Raw genomic sequence first — 17,762 nt, 5'->3', positions numbered from 1 at the left:
TTACTTAATTCTTTTGGATTGAGTTGTAAAGGATAAACCTTGTTGACCTAGAATAGAAGTCATTACTGCTTCAAATATAGGTTCAGGAGAGTCGTGAGGCTTTTGCCATTCAAATATGAAATTAGAACCAGTACCACCAGATATGTCTTTTTCATCAATAATAATCTCAGTAGTTTCTAGTGGAGCTAAATAAATAGGGTAGTCAAAGTATGTTCTAACAGACTTACCGTGTGTATCATAATACTCTGCTTTTAATAAATAAATGGTATCTAAATCACTTGTATTTCTCAAGCTTACCATTCCGGTTAGATTTTGTGTACGGCTTTCTGATATACTATAAATCTGAGAGTAAATAGATAGATATGATTTCCCATACTCTAAAGAGTCTTTTTGTTCTATGGCTACACTTCTTTTCTTCCAGTTTTCTGGATTAATAGAACTCATTTCCACTTTCTCTTCACAGCTAAAAAGTAGAATCACTAATACAATGGAAAAATATCTCTTCATCATTTCATTTACTGATTGATACTAATATAACAATTTGTTTATCAGTGTTTTTTATAATCACGTTATGGTTAAACAAAGAACCCATTTTTTATTGAGAATTCTTTTAAATAAAAGCTAAGAAAATATGTTTTATAAAAAAAAGCCACTGTTGAAAAGTGGCTTTTTAATGTTATGATTATGAGAACTTTATTTATGTCCTACCATATCTTCTGGTTTAACCCAAGCATCAAATTCTTCAGAAGTTACATAGCCTAATGCAAGCGCAGCTTCTTTTAATGTAGAACCTTCTTCATGTGCTTTGTTGGCAATTTCCGCAGCTTTATAATATCCTATTTTCGTATTTAAAGCCGTTACAAGCATTAATGAATTGTCCAATAATGATTTAATCTTATCATGATTAGGTTCTATTCCTGCGGCACAATTCTCTTCAAAACTTCTACAAGAATCTCCTATTAACTGTGCGCTTTCTAGAACTGCTGCCGCCATTACTGGTTTAAAAACATTAAGTTCAAAATGACCTTGCATACCACCTACAGTTACAGTAGTATCGTTACCCATAACACGTGCACAAACCATTGTAATAGCTTCGGCTTGTGTAGGGTTTACTTTTCCTGGCATGATAGAACTACCAGGCTCATTTGCTGGAATAATTAATTCTCCTATTCCAGAACGTGGACCACTAGCCAGCATTCTTATGTCGTGTGCAATTTTATTAAGAGATACTGCTATTTGCTTTAATGCACCGTGTGTTTCTACTAGGGCATCATGTGCAGCAAGAGCTTCAAATTTATTACCAGCAGTGATAAAAGGTAAACCGGTAAACTGTGCGATGTACTCAGCAACCTTTACATCATATCCTGCAGGAGTATTTAAACCGGTACCTACAGCTGTTCCACCTAATGCAAGTTCACTTAAATGAGCTAGTGTATTTTTAAGAGCAATTATTCCATGATCTAGTTGCGATACATAACCAGAAAACTCTTGTCCTATAGTTAAAGGTGTAGCATCCATTAAATGAGTACGACCTATTTTAACGATATCTTTAAAAGCAACCGCTTTAGCATGCAGCGTATTGCGCAATTGTTCTACTCCAGGAATGGTGTTTTCTACAATCTTTTTATAACAAGCAATGTGCATTCCAGTAGGGAAGGTGTCATTTGAGGACTGAGACTTGTTTACATCATCATTAGGTTGTATTGTTTTCTCGCCTTCACCTATTGTTTTGCCAGCGATTTGGTGCGCACGGTTTGCAATGACCTCATTCACATTCATATTAGATTGTGTACCAGATCCCGTTTGCCATATTACAAGAGGAAATTGGTCATCATGCTTTCCAGCAAGAATTTCATCACAAACCTGTGCGATAAGATCCCTTTTTTCTTCAGCAAGAACACCTAGTTCGCTGTTGGTGTAGGCTGCTGCTTTTTTAAGATAAGCAAATCCATAAACGATTTCTAGCGGCATGCTACCAGCGGCACCTATTTTAAAGTTGTCTCTAGAACGCTGTGTTTGCGCGCCCCATAATTTATCTGCAGGAACCTCAACAGGTCCCATTGTATCTTTTTCTATACGATATGCCATGATTTCATATTTTTCACAAATATAATAGGTGTAATTCTTATAATGAATCAATTTTAGAAGGCTTTAGGCTTGTTTTTTTTAACGCTTTCGCGAAAGCGTAATGCCATCAACACCTTACTAACAATAACCTGTTAATAAATCATAGAAATCGTTTCATTTTTTTACGGAAAGCTTTTATCTTTGCAGCAAATACAATTACGATGTTTGAATTTGATCAATACTTAGGATTTTTAGCATTTTTAGGAATATTAACCATAGGATTCTGGTTAATGATTTTCTTAACAGCATTTGTAATTCCGTACTGGATTACAGGCTCACTAATGGAAAAAATGAAAATGAAAAGAGAAGCTAAGAAAAATGCGCAGGAAACAGGTAACGCATAATTACCTGATTATCATATAGTAAAAACCGTCTAGAGTATATCTGGACGGTTTTTTTGTGGATTAAATAGAATAAAAAAAGGTGCTATTGTTATAGCACCTTTTTAATTTAGTTGTAATACTATTTATTATTTGTCTTCAGGTAAAAGTACCGCTAGTAGATAATTTTCATCTATATACTTTTTAGCAGCGGCTTGAACATCTGCCTTTGTTAACTTAGCAACTGATGCTTCAAACTCAAGTATTTTATTTGGATCTTTTTGCTCATAGTCAGCGCTGTATAAAGAGTTTAACCAGAATCTATTACTTTCAAGATTTTCTTTATACTCTAATAAATAGGCTTCTTTCACTTTATTCATATCCTTATCTGTAGGGCCATCATTCTTAATCATCTCTAGTTCATTAAGAGCCGCAGCAACTAGTTTATCTACGTTATCTGGTCCACAAGGAAAAGAAATGCTGAAGTTATAACGTGGATATGTAATCTTACTTAAAGAACCTCTAGCGCCACCACCGTAGATACCACCTTCTTGCTCACGTAGCGTCTCGATGATTTTAATTGTAGCAATTTCTCCTAGAGCATCTAAAGCCATGTTTTCTTTAGCGCTATAAGAATTTGCTTCACCAGTCCACACAATTTGCACAGTACTTTTTTCCTCAAGTCCTTTCTTTACAATCTTCTTACGTGGTTTAGAAGTATCTTCTCTCCATTCGTTCATCTTATACATTTCTTTTTTACCAGAACTTGGAAGACTAGCAATATAGGTTTTTGCAAATTCTTGAATTTGTGCATCATCTATATTACCAACTAGGTAGAAATTAAAATCTCCAGCATCTGAAAAACGTTCTTTAAAAAGTTCATATGCCTTATCATAATCTGCAGCATCCATCATCTCTGGAGTAGGGAAGCCTGTATATCTAGGACTAGACTCGAATCTATATTTATTTACCTCATTACTGAAGTAGCTTTCAGGTCTTGATAAATAACTACCCAAAAAGGATTTTTGTTTATCAATGTATGATTGATAAGCTTCATCATCTTTATTAATATCTGTAAAATAAAGGTGAATCAACTGAAACATTGTTTCAAGATCGTCTGGTGTTGAGCTACCATTAAAATTCTCGCTTATCGATCCTACTCGTGGGCTTACTCTGACTAATTTCCCAGACATATATTTACCCATATCTGTTTGATTCATTCCAGCAACTCCACCTTGAGTAACACCGCCCATTGCTTGACTCACCGCTTTATATTCTGCATCAGAGAACAAACTAGTCCCACCATAAGAATAAGCAGTCATTAGAATCTCGTCGTTCTTAAAGTCTGTTTTTTTAGTTGTTATTGTTGCTCCATTACTTAATGTATAAGTTGTTGTACCTAGCTTATCATTTTTTGTGGTTTTGGCAATAGCACCTGCTGTAGGTAATTTTTCAATTAAATTTTCACGTACCTCAGTATCTTGATAATTATCGATCTTACTATTTGCTACATCATTCAGAATTTTTAAGATATCAGCTTCTGTTGGCTTGTTTTCTGTTTCTGGTCCCGTAAAAACAATACTACGATTGTCATCATGAATATAGTCTGCCATTTTTGCATTAATCTCTTCTATAGTAATAGTAGGCATTAATTTCATAGCCATTTCATAACTATACTCAACGCTTGGTACCATATCACCGACTAAGAAATGATTTACATAAGCTCCTACAATACGACCACTTTCTCTTTTGTCTCTATCCTTATAGAATGTTTCATAAAATGACTTATAACTAGTTTTAGCTCTCTCAAATTCACTAGCCTGAAAACCATATAACTTTACTCTTTGATTTTCTTCTAATAAAGTCTTCAAAGCGGTTAATTGACCATCTGGTGATGTTCCTGCAAAAGAAGAATAGGAATTCTTACCTCGTATACCAGTGCCACCATAACTAGAAGATCCAAATATAAATGGCGGATTAGGCTTTGTGGTCAGTTCTTGCAAACGGTTATTCATCATTTGAGAGAATAATCCATTTACTAAATCATCTCTTAAATCTGAAACCGTTGTGGTAGGTTCAGCCTTCTTTGAATCCTTATATTGAATTCTTACCTGAGCAAAACTTGCCTCAGGATCTTGTGCTATTGCGATAAGAGTTTCTTCATGATTAGGTAACCCAAATTCTTCTCGTTTTCTTGGGTTTTCAGCTGCTGGAATATCCCCAAAATGTTCTTTAATTTTAGCTTCAAGTGTTGCAACGTCTAAATCACCAACAGCAATAACAGCCATTAAGTCTGGTCTGTACCAGTCTTTTTGGAACCGTCTGATTGCGTCAGGATCAAAATTTGCTATGATTTCATCTTTTCCTATAGGAAGACGCTCTGCATATTTAGAATTCGCAAAGATGACTGGAAAAGTAACTTTATTCATTCTATCATTGGCACCTTTACCAGTTCTAGATTCTTCTAAAATTACTCCACGTTCGTCATTAATAGCGTCAGTTTCTAACAACGCTCCACCTGCCCAATCAGAAAGAATTGTAAAGCCATTGTCTAATTTTTCTGGATCATCACTAGGTATAGGAAGAATGTATACAGTCTCATCAAAACTGGTGTATGCATTTAAATCTGCACCAAATTTGACACCTATTCCTTGAAGATAATCTACTAGCTCATTCTTCTGGAAGTTAGTCGTTCCATTAAAATTCATATGTTCCATCATATGAGCAAGACCTTGCTGGTCGTCATCTTCAAGAATAGAACCTGCGTTGATCGCAAGTCGTAGTTCTACTTTATCTTCTGGTTTACCATTATTTTGGATATAGTATGTAAGACCATTTGAAAGTACTCCTGTTTTTACGGTAGGGTCTAACGGTATTTTTGCATTTAAGTCAATACCAACTGCAGTCAATGCAGCTTCAGCTGCACTAGTCGTGGTACTGGTAGCAGTACTTGTTGTGGTTGTAGTAGTGGTTTTATTTGCTGTAGTTGATTTATGACCACCGCATGCCACAACTAATAAAGCTGCTATTCCTAACAGACTTAGATAGTGTTTTTTCATAATGATTGATTTAGTTACTCAATAGTTTGGTTAATAATCTGAATAGTTAAGTTTCAGGTTATGAATTTACACAACGAATATTTTGTAGGAATAGTATTTAATGAATAATTCACATAAAAAAGCGCTCTTATGTTAAAATAAGAGCGCTTTTTTATTATAAGTAGGGTTTTATGGTTTAACCACCGACGCGTTTGACCTTAAAACCTTTCTCTTTTAAGAAATCCATAATACGATCTCGATAATCACCTTGAATGATGATTTCGTCATTTTTAAAACTACCACCTACACCTAGCATGGTTTTAATCTCTTTAGCTAGAATTTTAAAATCCGAAGTAGCACCCGTATAACCAGCTATAATCGTGTTTACTTTTCCTTTACGTTTTTCAAACTTACATTGTAAAGGATCCTCTTGTAACCACACATTACTTTTTTCAGGTTGTACTTCTTCCTTAAATTGATGTTCAGGGAATAAATTTTTTAATTGATCGCTTAAGTCCAAAATTTTATTTTTTATCTGATAATTTAAACAGTTTACTTCTTTATTAATCCTATTTCAACTAATCGTTGATGTAAGAAATCTCCAGCAGTAATATCATCATGTTGTTTTGGATTATTCTCATCAACACATTCTTCTAGACAATCCAATTTCATATCACTACGAGGATGTAAAAAGAACGGAATAGAGTAGCGGCTAGTGTGCCATAATTCACGTGGCGGATTTACGACTCTATGAATTGTTGATTTCAATTTATTGTTAGTATGACGTTGCAACATATCACCTACATTAATAACGAGTTCATCTTCTTGCGCGATAGCGTCTAGCCATTCGCCTTGACGATTCTGAACTTGTAAACCTGGGGCGCTTGCACCCATTAGTAACGTAATTAAGTTAATATCACCATGAGCACCAGCGCGCACAGCGTTATCCGGTTCACTAGTGATAGGTGGATAATGTATAGGTCTCAAAATAGAATTACCATTACTAGCCCAATGATCAAAGTAGTGCTCATCAATACCAATATGTAAAGCAAGAGCTCTTAAAACGTAAATCCCTGTTTTTTCTAACATTCGATACGCTTCCATACCTGTTTTATTAAAATCAGGTAATTCCTTAACGATTACATTTTCAGGATAGTCTTCTTCAATATTAGCATCCGGCGCAACCTCTTGGCCAAAATGCCAAAACTCCTTTAAATCACCTTCTTTTTTGCCTTTTGCATGTTCTTTACCAAAAGATACGTAACCACGTTGTCCGCCTATTTCTGGACGTTCATATCCTTTTTTGGTTTCTACGGGAAGTTTAAAAAAATTCTCAACTTCATTATATAGATTCTCAACTAATTGATCAGATAAAAAGTGATTCTTGAGAGCTACAAAACCTATATCTTCATAAGCTTTACCTATTTCATTTATAAATTTTTGTTTTCTACTAGGGTCATCGCTCAGGAAGTCTGCTAGATCAACGCTTGGAATATTATTCATGATAAAAAATTGTGTTGATAACAAAGTTAGTAAATGCCTCACACATTTTAATAGCTTTTCTAGGTATAATCGTTGATTATACTACATTTGGGATACAGCAAAACGTCATGATAGAAACTAGTCCTCTTAAACTTACAGAATTATATAAGAATAATCTTGATACAGATACATTAATAAATTTGTACAAGAGAATGTTGTTACCTCGATTAATTGAGGAAAAGATGCTTATTCTATTGCGTCAGGGAAGAATTTCAAAATGGTTTTCGGGAATAGGACAAGAAGCTATCGCGATAGGTGTAACCATGGCTATGCAAAAGAGCGAGTACATTTTACCCATGCATCGCAATCTAGGAGTTTTTACAACTCGTGATATTCCATTATGGAAGTTGTTTGCACAATGGCAAGGTAAAGAAGATGGTTTTACTAAAGGAAGAGATCGCAGTTTTCACTTTGGTACCCAAGATTATAATATTGTCGGTATGATTTCTCATCTGGGACCACAATTAGGTGTCGCAGATGGGATTGCACTTGCTCAAAAATTAAAAAATACTGGGCTTGCAACGGCTGTATTTACGGGTGAAGGTGGTACCAGTGAGGGCGATTTTCACGAAGCTCTTAACGTTGCTAGTGTATGGAGTTTGCCTGTTTTATTTTGTATTGAAAACAATGGTTATGGATTAAGCACGCCCACAAGTGAACAATACAATTGCGAGAATCTTGCAGACCGTGCAATAGGTTATGGTATGGAATCACATATTATTGATGGTAATAATATTGTTGAAGTTTATACAAAAATATCATCAATCTTAAATGATATTAGAGAAAATCCAAAACCAGTGCTTGTGGAGTTCAAAACCTTTAGACGTCGAGGACACGAAGAGGCAAGTGGAACCAAGTATGTTCCTGATGAACTGTTGCAATACTGGGAACAGCGCGATCCATTAACTCGTTTTGAGCAGTATCTTATAGATGAAAACACTATTACAAGCGATCAGATTGAAGATTGGAGAAATGAGATTAAAAATGATATTAATGCAGGTTTAGAAACCGCTTTCGCGAAAGCGTTACCTCAATCCACACCACAACAAGAACTAGCAGACGTCTTTGCGCCACATGAATATGTTCCAGTTGAGCCTAGTGGTGAAAACACCAACATAAGATTAGTAGACGCTATTAAAGATGGACTTGAAGAATCTATGAATCGTTATGATAATTTAGTAATTATGGGACAAGATATCGCCGAATATGGTGGTGTTTTTAAAATTACTGACGGTTTTGTAGAAAAATTTGGTCGTGAACGAGTTCGTAATACACCAATTTGTGAGAGTGCTATTGTAGAAGCTGCGATGGGATTAAGTATCGCTGGTATGAAAACCGTTGTTGAAATGCAGTTTGCTGATTTTGTAAGTAGTGGCTTTAATCCAATAGTTAATTATCTAGCAAAATCATATTATAGATGGAATCAAAAAGCCGATATTGTAGTAAGAATGCCCTGCGGTGCTGGTGTAGGAGCAGGACCGTTTCACTCACAAACTAATGAAGCTTGGTTTTATACCATTCCTGGTCTTAAGATAGTTTATCCTGCTTTTCCTGCCGATGCAAAAGGACTCCTAACAGCTTCGATAGAAAATCCTAATCCAGTATTATTCTTTGAGCATAAGGCTTTATATCGTAGTGTTTATGGAGATGTTCCTCATGGATATTATAATCTACCCTTAGGGAAAGCAGCTACAATTAATCATGGAAATGACCTATCTATAATTACTTATGGTGCTGGTGTTCACTGGGCAAAGCAATTAATCGATGAAATGCATTTTGATATCGATCTTATAGATTTAAGAACATTAGCACCTCTCGATACAGAGTCTATTAAAGCATCTGTACGTAAAACAGGTAAGGTGATTATCTTAACCGAAGATAATCTTACCGGTAGTGTAGCAGCTGATATTGCAGGTTTTATAGGTGAAGAATGTTTTGAGTATTTAGACGCTCCCATAAGAAGAGTGGGAAGCTTAGATACGCCTATACCTTTTGAAAAAGGATTGGAAAATAACTACTTACCAACAAGTAGACTTAAAATTTGTGTAAAAGAATTGTTAGATTATTAAGCTTTTATTTCTAGGAATTAATAAATTTGTTTCCCCTGAATAACTATATAAAAGCAAAAATGAAATTATTAGGTATTCTTAATGAGTTACACAACTTCCGTTATGCGTTGTGGATTCTTACTGTTTTATTCACCTTCTTGGTAACTTTTGGTCCTAACGATGGTTCATTAGGTATTACAGGCAAAATATTACTATGTCTTTTTGCATCACTTCTAGGATTGTATTTATTATTAAAATACAACTATAAGCGCAACAAGAGAAAAGAAATAGAAAAGTCTAATTCCAATTAATTATATTTAATTCTTAAATGATATGGAAGTTCTTACCTTTAACAGGTGAAGAAGAACTATGATGTCATTATTGCTGGTGGTGGTCTTGCCGGACTAACGACCGCTATACACCTATCTCAACATTTTAAAGTACTGGTTATTGATCCAGATACGTATCCACGTCACAAGATGTGTGGAGAGTATTTAAGTATGGAGGTTGATTCATACTTAAAATCGTTAGGTATTCATATTAATGATCTTTCTCAAGTTACTATTAATAATTTTAGATTTACACGTGGATCGCAATCTATTAAAACGGCCACGTTACCTTTAGGAGGCATAGGTGTATCTAGATATTCTTTAGATTTAGAATTATATAATAAAGCTAAAGAAAAGACGGATTTTCTTCTCGATCGTGTTTCAGATATAACTTTAAATCACAATCATTATGAGGTAATTACTACTGATCAAACATTAACATCTAGACAAGTCATCATCGCTACAGGTAAAAGATCATTACTTGACAAAAAGTTAGCAAGACCTTTTATTCAGAAAAAATCTCCATGGCTCGCCGTTAAAATGCATTATAAGTTTAAAATGCCTAATGATATAGTGGAATTACATGCTTTTAAAGGTGGATATGCAGGGTTGTCTAAGATAGAAAACGGTAATGTGAATTTAAGCTATTTAGTAAATTATGAATCTTTTAAAGAGTATAAAGATATTAATGCCTTTAACAAAGAGGTGTTAACACAAAATATAGCTTTGAAAGAATTCTTTAAAGTGGCTGTTCCAATATGGGAAAAGCCGATCACTATCTCTCAGGTTTCATTTGAACAAAAACAACCTGTAGAAGGTAAATTATTGATGATAGGTGATACCGCAGGATTAATTCATCCTTTATGCGGTAATGGTATGGCAATGGCTATTCACAGTGCGCAGATTGCGTCTAAGTATGTGACTCAGTATTTACAAGATGAAATAACCAGAGATCAAATGTTAATTAACTACTCTAAAAGCTGGAGAAAAACATTTTCATCTAGATTGCTTTATGGAAGGTGGCTGCAAAAGGTTTTATTACATAAAAAACTAACAACATTATCTTATTGGTTCTTAGAGTGTTTACCGTTTCTACTTCCTATAATCATTAAAAAAACACACGGTAAAGAGATACAACCATGATTTACGTAGACCATAAAAGAAACTCTGATCCAGAGTGGATGGATGATCCTAATCTTGATGAGCAAACTTTACAAAATGCTGTTGATGATATTAATAGAGTTAATAAATGGCTAGGTGGCTTTAAATTTACATTAAAAGCTGTTCAAAAAGAACTTAAAAAAATAAATAAGAGTACCATAACGATTGTTGACGCTGGTTGCGGTGATGGTGAGATGTTACGTTATCTTTCCACTAATATTAACGATTCTAGAGTTCAGTTCTTGGGATTAGATTTTAGTGCAAATTCAATCAAGAAAGGATATTTAAAGAGTGAAGGTTTTAAGGATATTCGCTTTCGCAAAAGCGATATTTTACAAATCGATTCGACAGAAATTGAATGTGATATACTTATAAGTACTTTAACCATGCATCATTTTGATGATATAGAAATCATTGATTTTTTAAAGAAATTTAAGGAAATAACGACTTACTCTATAATTATTAATGATTTACATAGAAGCAGAACGGCTTTTATACTATTTCAACTAGTATGTCTTATTTTTATAAGAAATGAAATTTCAAAACACGATGGCTTAATTTCTATCGCAAGTGGTTTCAAGCGTGCAGATCTTAAACGATATGCAAAATTGGTACCTTTTAAAAATGACTTAATACAATGGAAGTGGTCATTCCGATTTATATGGTTAATACCTATCTATGAGCGTAAAAATTAAAGCGGTTGCAACGCAACTACCTAAGTATTATAAAGAAACTAAAGAGATTTTACCTTTTGTTGAAACCTGGCTTGCAGATCAAGATGATAGATTGAGACGTAAAACGATTAAGATATTTGAGGGTGCTGGAGTTGATAAAAGGTACTCTATAATGGATCCTATTGAGGTTTTTACAAAAACATCATTTGAGGATCGTAACGCCATCTATAAAAGAGAAGTAGTACCACTAGCCGAGAAGGCTGTTCAAAAAGCATTAGATAAAGCCTGCTGGCAAGCAACTGATTTAGATTATATCATATCGGTAAGTTGTACGGGTATAATGATTCCTTCTATCGATGCATATTTAATTAATAGCATGGGAATGAGGCCTGATATTTATCGACTACCGGTTACTGAAATGGGCTGTGTTGCTGGCGTATCTGGTTTAATTTATGCACAACAATTTTTAACAGCAAATCCTGGCAAAAAAGCTGCTGTTGTAGCGATAGAAGCACCAACAGCTACATTTCAATTAGAGGATTATTCTATGGCAAATATGGTAAGTGCAGCCATATTTGGTGATGGATGCGCATGTGTACTTTTATCATCACATGATGATGATAATGGACCTGTAATGAAAGCACACGAGATGTATCACTTCCCTCATGCAACGCATATGATGGGTTTTGACTTAGTAAATAGTGGATTACAAATGGTGCTCGATAAAGCTGTACCAGAGACGATAGCCAGTCATTTTCCTGCGATAATTCATCCGTTTCTTGAAAAACAAGGATTGTCTATTGAAGATATTGATCATTTAATATTTCATCCTGGAGGAAAAAAGATTGTACAAACCGTAGAGGAGTTATTTGCAGGACTAGGTAAAGATATTAATGATACTAAAGAGGTTTTGAGACTTTATGGTAATATGAGTAGTGCGACCGTTCTATTTGTATTAGAACGATTTATGACTCAAAATCTACAAACTGGTGAGCGAGGATTGATGCTTAGTTTTGGTCCAGGTTTCACAGCACAACGCATTTTATTAGAATGGTAAAAGAATTTGAAGGTCAGTATGGAATAATTCTAGGCGGTAGTAGCGGTCTAGGGTATGCAAGCGCTCTAAAACTAGCACAGCATGGCATGAATCTTATCATTTTATATAGAGCCTCTCGATTACAAACTTCAAAAATTGAAGCAGATTTTCAAAAGATAAAAAGTTTTGGGAATCAATTATTAACTCTTAATATGGATGCCGCTCGCGAGGATAAAATTATCGAAGCGCTATCTCAAATCAAACCATTTTTAAACGAGAACAAACTAAGTGTTTTACTTCATAGTATTTCTAAAGGCAATTTAAAGCCTATGACTGGTGAGAATAGATTGTCTAGTGGTGATTTTCAACAAACGGTGCAATCCATGGGAATAAGTATCTACAGTTGGGTTTCTAATTTACATTCACAATCTATGTTTGCAACTCCTGCTAGAGTAATTAGTTTCACTAGTGAAGGCAGTTTAAAGCCCATGGAAGGCTATGCTGCGGTAAGTGCCGCAAAGGCAACTCTTGAGGCGATTAATAGAAGTATGGCTATAGAATTTGCTACATCACAAATCACCTGTAATTGTATACAGGCTGGTGTTACAGATACAGATAGTCTTAAACGCATACCTATGTATGAAGCTCTTAAAAAGATGAGTCTAAAGCGTAATCCTAATCACAGGCTTACACAGCCAGAAGATGTCGCAAACGTCGTTTATTTATTAGCTCTTAAAGAATCCCAATGGATTACAGGAAATGTAATTAAAGTTGATGGCGGCGAGTCTTTACAGTAGTTTGATTTTAAGTATATTATATTGAATCACATTAACTAATACTTTACATATTGATTTTAGATCCCTTTGAAAAAATAGTAGCAAATTTACCCTATGGTGACGGATTTAAATTTGTGGACCACATCTTAGAAATGGATGATAACCATGTGATAGGTGTTTACCGCTTTCGCGAAAGCGAATATTTCTACAAGCATCATTTTTTACAAAATCCAGTAACTCCAGGAGTTATTCTTATTGAATGCATGGCACAAATCGGACTAGCTTGTCTAGGTACTTATTTAAATAAAAATAACACACAATCTTTAGATTTTGTTTTTAATGAAAGTCATGTAGTGTTTAATTCAATCGTTAAGCCAGGAACCGCAGTTATAGTTAGTGCTAGAAAGGAATATTTCAGATTTGGAAAATTAAAATGTCTAGTAAAGATGATGGATGAAAACGAGAAGAAAATTGCAGAAGGTTGGGTGAGTGGTATGATTATAAAGTCTGATGAAACTGTAAAATGATGAGTAAGCAAATCCTTAAACGAGTTGTAATAACCGGTATGGGCGTGGTAGCTCCTAATGCTATTAATGTTTCCGATTTTTACAAAGCATTGAAAATTGGCAAAAGTGGCTTAACATATGACCAGCAGTTAGCAGATTTAAGTTTTGGATGTCGGGTATCTGGTACACCGCATTTAACTGTAGAACATATTGCAAAATATTTTACACCGTTACAGCTTAGAGGTTTAAAGGCAAGCGGATTAGTATATGGTGTTATCGCAGGAAAAGACGCTTTTAAGGACGCTGGATTAACCGTAGCTGATAAAGGTTGTGCATTGTCTGATTTTGGAATCATAATGGGAACTGGCCAAAGTGGTGGTGAAAAATTCAGAGAAGCAATTCACCTGATAGATGATGGTCGTGTGCGCAGGTTAGGAAGTACCAGTGTTATCCAAACCATGACTAGTGGTGTAAGTGCATGGTTGTCAGGTGAACTAGGAGCTGGGAATATGGTCACAAGCAATTCTAGCGCTTGTTGTACGGGTACAGAGGCTTTTATAATGGGATATGAACGCATAGCTTATGGAAAAGCTACCCAAATGCTTGTAGGCTCTACAAGTGATTCTGGTCCATATATTTGGGGTGGTTTTGATGCTATGCGCATATTGCCTACAGGTTATAATAATCATCCAGAACAAGCTAGTCGACCATTTTCTGATGATGCAGCAGGTTTTGTGCCTGGTAGTGGCGCTGGAGCAATGGTTCTTGAAGAATTGGACAGTGCTTTAAAACGTGGAGCGACTATATATGGAGAGGTCTTAGGTGGTTCACTAAATTCTGGTGGCCATCGCGGTAATGGTAGTATGACTGCTCCTAATGGTGATGCTGTGCAACAAGGTATTCAGCAAGCAGTCGAGCAATCAGGTGTTTCTAATAAGGATATAGACGCCATCAACGGTCATATAACAGCAACTGGTAAAGATGGTTATGAAGTAAGTAACTGGGTTGAAGGATTGCAATTGACTAATCAATTCCCTTATTTAAATAGCTTTAAATCAACAGTAGGGCATTGTCTTGCTGCAGCTGGTAGTATTGAATTAGTAGGTGCTATATTACAATTAAGGCATCAGGAGATATTTCCTAATCAAAATATAACAAAATTACACTCTGATATTAATGCTATTTATCCAGCTGAGAAAATACCGACTAAAGTGGTTCAAACAGATATAGACATTTTAATTAAAGCAAGTTTTGGTTTTGGTGATGTGAACGCCGCTGTAGTATTGAAACGATGGAAAGATGAATCAAATAATCACTAAGGTCTAGAATATAATTATAAATGAAAAAAGAAGAAATAGAAAATCAATTACATGATATCGTTAAAGTATACTTACCACAAGATGTAAATGCTGATGACATTCAGGCTGATAGCCATCTAATGCAACATCTAGGAATAAATAGTGCTCACCTAGTAGATATTGCTTTAGATGTTGAAGATGCTTTTGATATCACCTTAGATGAAAGCGATATGGAAGCAATGCAGACCGTATCAGATTCTGTCCAGATTGTTCAAAGAAAACTAAAACCTTAAACTTTTAAACTATTAGATTGTATTTTCATAAATATCTATTAATATTATAATAATACTATTTAAAAGGTAGTGATATCTAAATCCTATGGTTTTATCTTGTAAATAAAAAGATGAATAAAGAAAATACAGCTCTTAAAGAAACACCCAATGACCATCCAATAATTGACAATATTAAAAATAGATGGAGTCCAAGGGTGTTTGCAGATATGCCAGTTTCTCAAACAGATTTACAATCAATGTTTGAAGCTGGAAGATGGGCTGCTAGCAGCAATAACTTTCAGCCATGGAATATCGTGTGGGGAATTAAAGGAAGTGAAACATATGATCGTATTATGAATCATCTTTTGGAATTTAACCAGTCGTGGGCAACTAATGCGCCAGTACTAATGCTAGGAGTAATAAATACTAAAACTCCTGATGGTAAAGAAAATTATCACGCCTTACATGATCTAGGTCAATTTACAGCAAATATGGCTATTCAAGCACACAGTATGGGAATAGCTATACACCAAATGGCCGGTGTGGATTTTGAGTCTGCAAAAGAAGATTTTGGATTTCCTGAAGAATATCATGTTGCTACAGCAATAACCGCTGGTTATTATGGGGGAAATGATGATGATTTAAATAAAGACTTACAAAAAGAAGAAAGCGCTCCTAGAAAACGTAAAAAACAAGATGAATTTCTCTTTAACGGTGATTTTATAGAAAGAGAATCTTTATAAAATGATTACAAACTTAAAAAGGCTCCTAATTCAATTAGGAGCCTTTTTTTATGCAGATAAAAATCGATCTGTTTGATCAAAATAGCTTTTAACATCCTCAATAATGATACTTGCAGATTTTTTAAATCGTCCTTTAATAGCTTTAAAGGATATTAAACGATTATTATATCTCAAGTATATGGAGGCAGATTCTTTTGTTCGTCCATTATGATCTATAACAAGTTGAAAATCAACCTGAACATGCTCTATGGCATTGGATTCAAATAACGGCAATAATTCTTGTTGAAATAAATTTTCAAGTCGTTGTTTTTGTTGTGTATGTTTATAAGTGTACGTAATCATCGAGCATATTTTATAGATATACGCTAGAATGTCACCATATGGTTTTGAAAAAAATGTTAAAAATAGAGAGCTTAATAATCCGTATTTATTTTAATCAATCGTTATTAGCTTTCATGAGGTAGAAATTTTGAGGTAAGTGCGCCTACCAGTAAAGCAGTAAAGATAAAAGTTAAGGATACCCATTCAGGGAAATGAATGTAGTGTACTAATATCATTTTAAGACCTACAAAAGTTAGAATAGCTATAAGACTATAATGGATGTATTGAAATTTATCTAATAGATTAGATAAGAAGAAGTACATACTACGTAATCCGATTATAGCCATAATGTTACTAGAGAAGACCAAAAATGGATCAGAGGTAATGGCTAGGATTGCAGGAATAGAATCTAAAGCAAATAGTACATCTGTTAATTCAATTACGATTAAGGCTAAAAAAAGAGGAGTCGCTATTAATTTTCCCATTTTTCTAATAAATAAGTCTTGTCCTTCAATACGATCAGTAACAGGAAACCAGCGACGTGCAAGTTTATAGATTATAGATTCCTTTGGATTGAAATCATCATCTTTACTAACTAGCATTTTAAAGGCTGTATATAATAGAAAAGCACCAAAAATGTAAGTCATCCAGTCTATTTCCCTTATCAACGCTACACCAAAAAAGATCATAGCAGCTCTAAAAATTAAAGCTCCAACGATACCCCAAAATAAAACACGATGTTGATACCGTTGTTCGATCGCAAATGACTTAAATATTATAGCTATCACAAAGATGTTATCAATACTTAATGATAGTTCAATTAGATAACCTGTAATATATTTTATAGAAGCCTTATTAGCAGATAAATCTTCAGGATTTGCTATGTAAGATCCGTTATAGATCAAATAAATAACACCTGTAAACGCTAGTGCTATAGAAACCCATAGTATAGTATATTTCGTTGCTTCTTTTGTTGATATTACATGTGCATTCCTATTGAAGACTAACAGGTCTAATGCTAGCAGAATGGTCACAAATATTATAAAGGATATCCAAATTGTCATAATATCAAAGTTAATACAGTTACATGTAAAAAGGCTTTGATTTATGCAAATCAAAGCCTTTTTTAAAATTATGAATATTAATTAATAATCGTTTTCTTTTCCTATTTCTGTTTTATCAATTCCTATGCTGTCAGGATCATGAAACCTAGTTACTTCGCTGTAATTCTTAATGATTTTAGCGGTATCATCTTTCACCATAATAGGGAAGATGAGCATCTGGGGATCGTTTTGTAAAATTTTTATAGTATCGTCTGCACTAAGTTCTTTTTCCTTTCCATATCGATTCTCAAAGGCAGAATGATTTGTATCAATCAGTCCATGTACGGTTATAGAAAGTTTTTCAGCTACTTCTGCCCATACGGTACCTGTTACTTTTGTTTTGCTAATGTCCACGGTATGACAATCCTTTTCTGCACTTTTAGTATAAGCATAGATTTCTTTGTGATTCTTTATCTCAGAATTATAAAAAAGTATTAATAAGTTTTCTTTAGTATTGAGTACTGACAT

General features: G+C 34.5%; 19 protein-coding genes. 11 read left to right on the top strand and 8 right to left on the bottom strand.

Annotation, left to right across the window (positions count from 1 at the left end; genetic code table 11):
• Positions 1-507: a DUF3124 domain-containing protein gene (locus R1T42_RS04845; RefSeq protein WP_042272002.1), complete on the bottom strand. Its 507-nt coding sequence runs from the start codon at positions 505-507 to the stop codon at positions 1-3.
• A 186-nt stretch (positions 508-693) separates the two neighbouring features.
• Positions 694-2,088, bottom strand: coding sequence for a class II fumarate hydratase (gene fumC, locus R1T42_RS04840; RefSeq protein WP_317291507.1), 1,395 nt, complete (start codon positions 2,086-2,088; stop codon positions 694-696).
• A 200-nt stretch (positions 2,089-2,288) separates the two neighbouring features.
• Here fumC and R1T42_RS04835 point away from each other — a divergent pair, with 200 nt between their 5' ends.
• A complete protein-coding gene (locus R1T42_RS04835; RefSeq protein ID WP_036585142.1) occupies positions 2,289-2,471 on the top strand; it encodes a hypothetical protein in 183 nt (60 codons plus the stop codon).
• Between the two features lie 125 nt (positions 2,472-2,596).
• Here the strand turns inward: R1T42_RS04835 and R1T42_RS04830 are convergent, their stop codons facing one another.
• From R1T42_RS04830 to R1T42_RS04820, 3 genes are all read right to left on the bottom strand, one after another.
• On the bottom strand, positions 2,597-5,506 hold the full coding sequence (locus R1T42_RS04830) for a M16 family metallopeptidase (protein ID WP_317291506.1): 2,910 nt from the start codon (positions 5,504-5,506) through the stop codon (positions 2,597-2,599).
• Between the two features lie 175 nt (positions 5,507-5,681).
• On the bottom strand, positions 5,682-6,005 hold the full coding sequence (locus R1T42_RS04825) for a translation initiation factor (protein WP_042271948.1): 324 nt from the start codon (positions 6,003-6,005) through the stop codon (positions 5,682-5,684).
• A 32-nt stretch (positions 6,006-6,037) separates the two neighbouring features.
• Complete coding sequence (locus R1T42_RS04820) at positions 6,038-6,988, bottom strand: isopenicillin N synthase family dioxygenase (RefSeq protein WP_317291505.1); 951 nt, start codon at positions 6,986-6,988, stop codon at positions 6,038-6,040.
• Positions 6,989-7,095: 107 nt separating this feature from the next.
• Between R1T42_RS04820 and R1T42_RS04815 the strand changes: the two genes are divergently transcribed.
• The 10 genes from R1T42_RS04815 (at position 7,096) to R1T42_RS04770 (ending at position 15,870) form a co-directional block, all read left to right on the top strand.
• On the top strand, positions 7,096-9,096 hold the full coding sequence (locus R1T42_RS04815; protein WP_317291857.1) for an alpha-ketoacid dehydrogenase subunit alpha/beta: 2,001 nt from the start codon (positions 7,096-7,098) through the stop codon (positions 9,094-9,096).
• Between the two features lie 59 nt (positions 9,097-9,155).
• Positions 9,156-9,386, top strand: a complete 231-nt coding sequence (locus R1T42_RS04810) for a hypothetical protein (RefSeq protein ID WP_317291504.1) — start codon at positions 9,156-9,158, stop codon at positions 9,384-9,386.
• A gap of 45 nt (positions 9,387-9,431) precedes the next feature.
• Positions 9,432-10,547: an NAD(P)/FAD-dependent oxidoreductase gene (locus R1T42_RS04805; RefSeq protein WP_317291503.1), complete on the top strand. Its 1,116-nt coding sequence runs from the start codon at positions 9,432-9,434 to the stop codon at positions 10,545-10,547.
• Positions 10,544-11,260 carry a methyltransferase domain-containing protein gene (locus R1T42_RS04800; RefSeq protein WP_317291502.1) on the top strand — a complete coding sequence of 239 codons (717 nt, stop codon included), beginning with the start codon at positions 10,544-10,546 and terminating at the stop codon, positions 11,258-11,260. The genes R1T42_RS04805 and R1T42_RS04800 overlap by 4 nt, the downstream gene beginning before the upstream one ends.
• Positions 11,244-12,296 (top strand): type III polyketide synthase, encoded by a 1,053-nt coding sequence (locus tag R1T42_RS04795; protein WP_317291501.1) that lies wholly within the window; start codon positions 11,244-11,246, stop codon positions 12,294-12,296. Before R1T42_RS04800 ends, R1T42_RS04795 begins: the two co-directional genes overlap by 17 nt.
• The gene (locus R1T42_RS04790) at positions 12,290-13,072 is read left to right on the top strand and encodes an SDR family oxidoreductase (protein WP_317291500.1); all 783 of its coding nucleotides are present in this window, start codon (positions 12,290-12,292) and stop codon (positions 13,070-13,072) included. The genes R1T42_RS04795 and R1T42_RS04790 overlap by 7 nt, the downstream gene beginning before the upstream one ends.
• 50 nt (positions 13,073-13,122) lie before the next feature.
• The gene (locus tag R1T42_RS04785; protein WP_042271957.1) at positions 13,123-13,578 is read left to right on the top strand and encodes a 3-hydroxyacyl-ACP dehydratase FabZ family protein; all 456 of its coding nucleotides are present in this window, start codon (positions 13,123-13,125) and stop codon (positions 13,576-13,578) included.
• The gene (locus tag R1T42_RS04780; RefSeq protein WP_317291499.1) at positions 13,578-14,876 is read left to right on the top strand and encodes a beta-ketoacyl-[acyl-carrier-protein] synthase family protein; all 1,299 of its coding nucleotides are present in this window, start codon (positions 13,578-13,580) and stop codon (positions 14,874-14,876) included. Before R1T42_RS04785 ends, R1T42_RS04780 begins: the two co-directional genes overlap by 1 nt.
• Before the next feature lie 20 nt (positions 14,877-14,896).
• On the top strand, positions 14,897-15,148 hold the full coding sequence (locus tag R1T42_RS04775; RefSeq protein ID WP_317291498.1) for an acyl carrier protein: 252 nt from the start codon (positions 14,897-14,899) through the stop codon (positions 15,146-15,148).
• 110 nt (positions 15,149-15,258) lie between these two features.
• Positions 15,259-15,870, top strand: coding sequence for a nitroreductase family protein (locus R1T42_RS04770; protein WP_317291497.1), 612 nt, complete (start codon positions 15,259-15,261; stop codon positions 15,868-15,870).
• A 48-nt stretch (positions 15,871-15,918) separates the two neighbouring features.
• On the opposite strand, the gene R1T42_RS04765 is transcribed toward R1T42_RS04770, so the two are convergent.
• The 3 genes from R1T42_RS04765 to R1T42_RS04755 form a co-directional block, all read right to left on the bottom strand.
• The gene (locus tag R1T42_RS04765; protein ID WP_042249722.1) at positions 15,919-16,212 is read right to left on the bottom strand and encodes a hypothetical protein; all 294 of its coding nucleotides are present in this window, start codon (positions 16,210-16,212) and stop codon (positions 15,919-15,921) included.
• 104 nt (positions 16,213-16,316) lie between these two features.
• The gene (locus R1T42_RS04760; protein ID WP_317291496.1) at positions 16,317-17,255 is read right to left on the bottom strand and encodes a TerC family protein; all 939 of its coding nucleotides are present in this window, start codon (positions 17,253-17,255) and stop codon (positions 16,317-16,319) included.
• An 81-nt stretch (positions 17,256-17,336) separates the two neighbouring features.
• Positions 17,337-17,762 (bottom strand): ArsC/Spx/MgsR family protein, encoded by a 426-nt coding sequence (locus R1T42_RS04755; protein ID WP_317291495.1) that lies wholly within the window; start codon positions 17,760-17,762, stop codon positions 17,337-17,339.

This window comes from Nonlabens ulvanivorans (assembly GCF_032922765.1).
Classification (GTDB): Bacteria; Bacteroidota; Bacteroidia; order Flavobacteriales; family Flavobacteriaceae; genus Nonlabens; species Nonlabens ulvanivorans.
The sequence above is the reverse complement of the archived record's forward strand: the minus strand, read 5'-3'. Positions and strand labels throughout refer to the sequence as shown.

Excerpts from the sequence above, each read along its gene's own strand:
- R1T42_RS04845 (WP_042272002.1), bottom strand. The coding sequence starts at position 507 with ATGAAGAGATATTTTTCCATTGTATTAGTGATTCTACTTTTTAGCTGT.
- fumC (WP_317291507.1), bottom strand. The coding sequence starts at position 2,088 with ATGGCATATCGTATAGAAAAAGATACAATGGGACCTGTTGAGGTTCCT.
- R1T42_RS04835 (WP_036585142.1), top strand. The coding sequence starts at position 2,289 with ATGTTTGAATTTGATCAATACTTAGGATTTTTAGCATTTTTAGGAATA.
- R1T42_RS04830 (WP_317291506.1), bottom strand. The coding sequence starts at position 5,506 with ATGAAAAAACACTATCTAAGTCTGTTAGGAATAGCAGCTTTATTAGTT.
- R1T42_RS04820 (WP_317291505.1), bottom strand. The coding sequence starts at position 6,988 with ATGAATAATATTCCAAGCGTTGATCTAGCAGACTTCCTGAGCGATGAC.
- R1T42_RS04815 (WP_317291857.1), top strand. The coding sequence starts at position 7,096 with ATGATAGAAACTAGTCCTCTTAAACTTACAGAATTATATAAGAATAAT.
- R1T42_RS04810 (WP_317291504.1), top strand. The coding sequence starts at position 9,156 with ATGAAATTATTAGGTATTCTTAATGAGTTACACAACTTCCGTTATGCG.
- R1T42_RS04800 (WP_317291502.1), top strand. The coding sequence starts at position 10,544 with ATGATTTACGTAGACCATAAAAGAAACTCTGATCCAGAGTGGATGGAT.
- R1T42_RS04795 (WP_317291501.1), top strand. The coding sequence starts at position 11,244 with ATGAGCGTAAAAATTAAAGCGGTTGCAACGCAACTACCTAAGTATTAT.
- R1T42_RS04790 (WP_317291500.1), top strand. The coding sequence starts at position 12,290 with ATGGTAAAAGAATTTGAAGGTCAGTATGGAATAATTCTAGGCGGTAGT.
- R1T42_RS04780 (WP_317291499.1), top strand. The coding sequence starts at position 13,578 with ATGAGTAAGCAAATCCTTAAACGAGTTGTAATAACCGGTATGGGCGTG.
- R1T42_RS04775 (WP_317291498.1), top strand. The coding sequence starts at position 14,897 with ATGAAAAAAGAAGAAATAGAAAATCAATTACATGATATCGTTAAAGTA.
- R1T42_RS04770 (WP_317291497.1), top strand. The coding sequence starts at position 15,259 with ATGAATAAAGAAAATACAGCTCTTAAAGAAACACCCAATGACCATCCA.
- R1T42_RS04765 (WP_042249722.1), bottom strand. The coding sequence starts at position 16,212 with ATGATTACGTACACTTATAAACATACACAACAAAAACAACGACTTGAA.
- R1T42_RS04760 (WP_317291496.1), bottom strand. The coding sequence starts at position 17,255 with ATGACAATTTGGATATCCTTTATAATATTTGTGACCATTCTGCTAGCA.
- R1T42_RS04755 (WP_317291495.1), bottom strand. The coding sequence starts at position 17,762 with ATGTCAGTACTCAATACTAAAGAAAACTTATTAATACTTTTTTATAAT.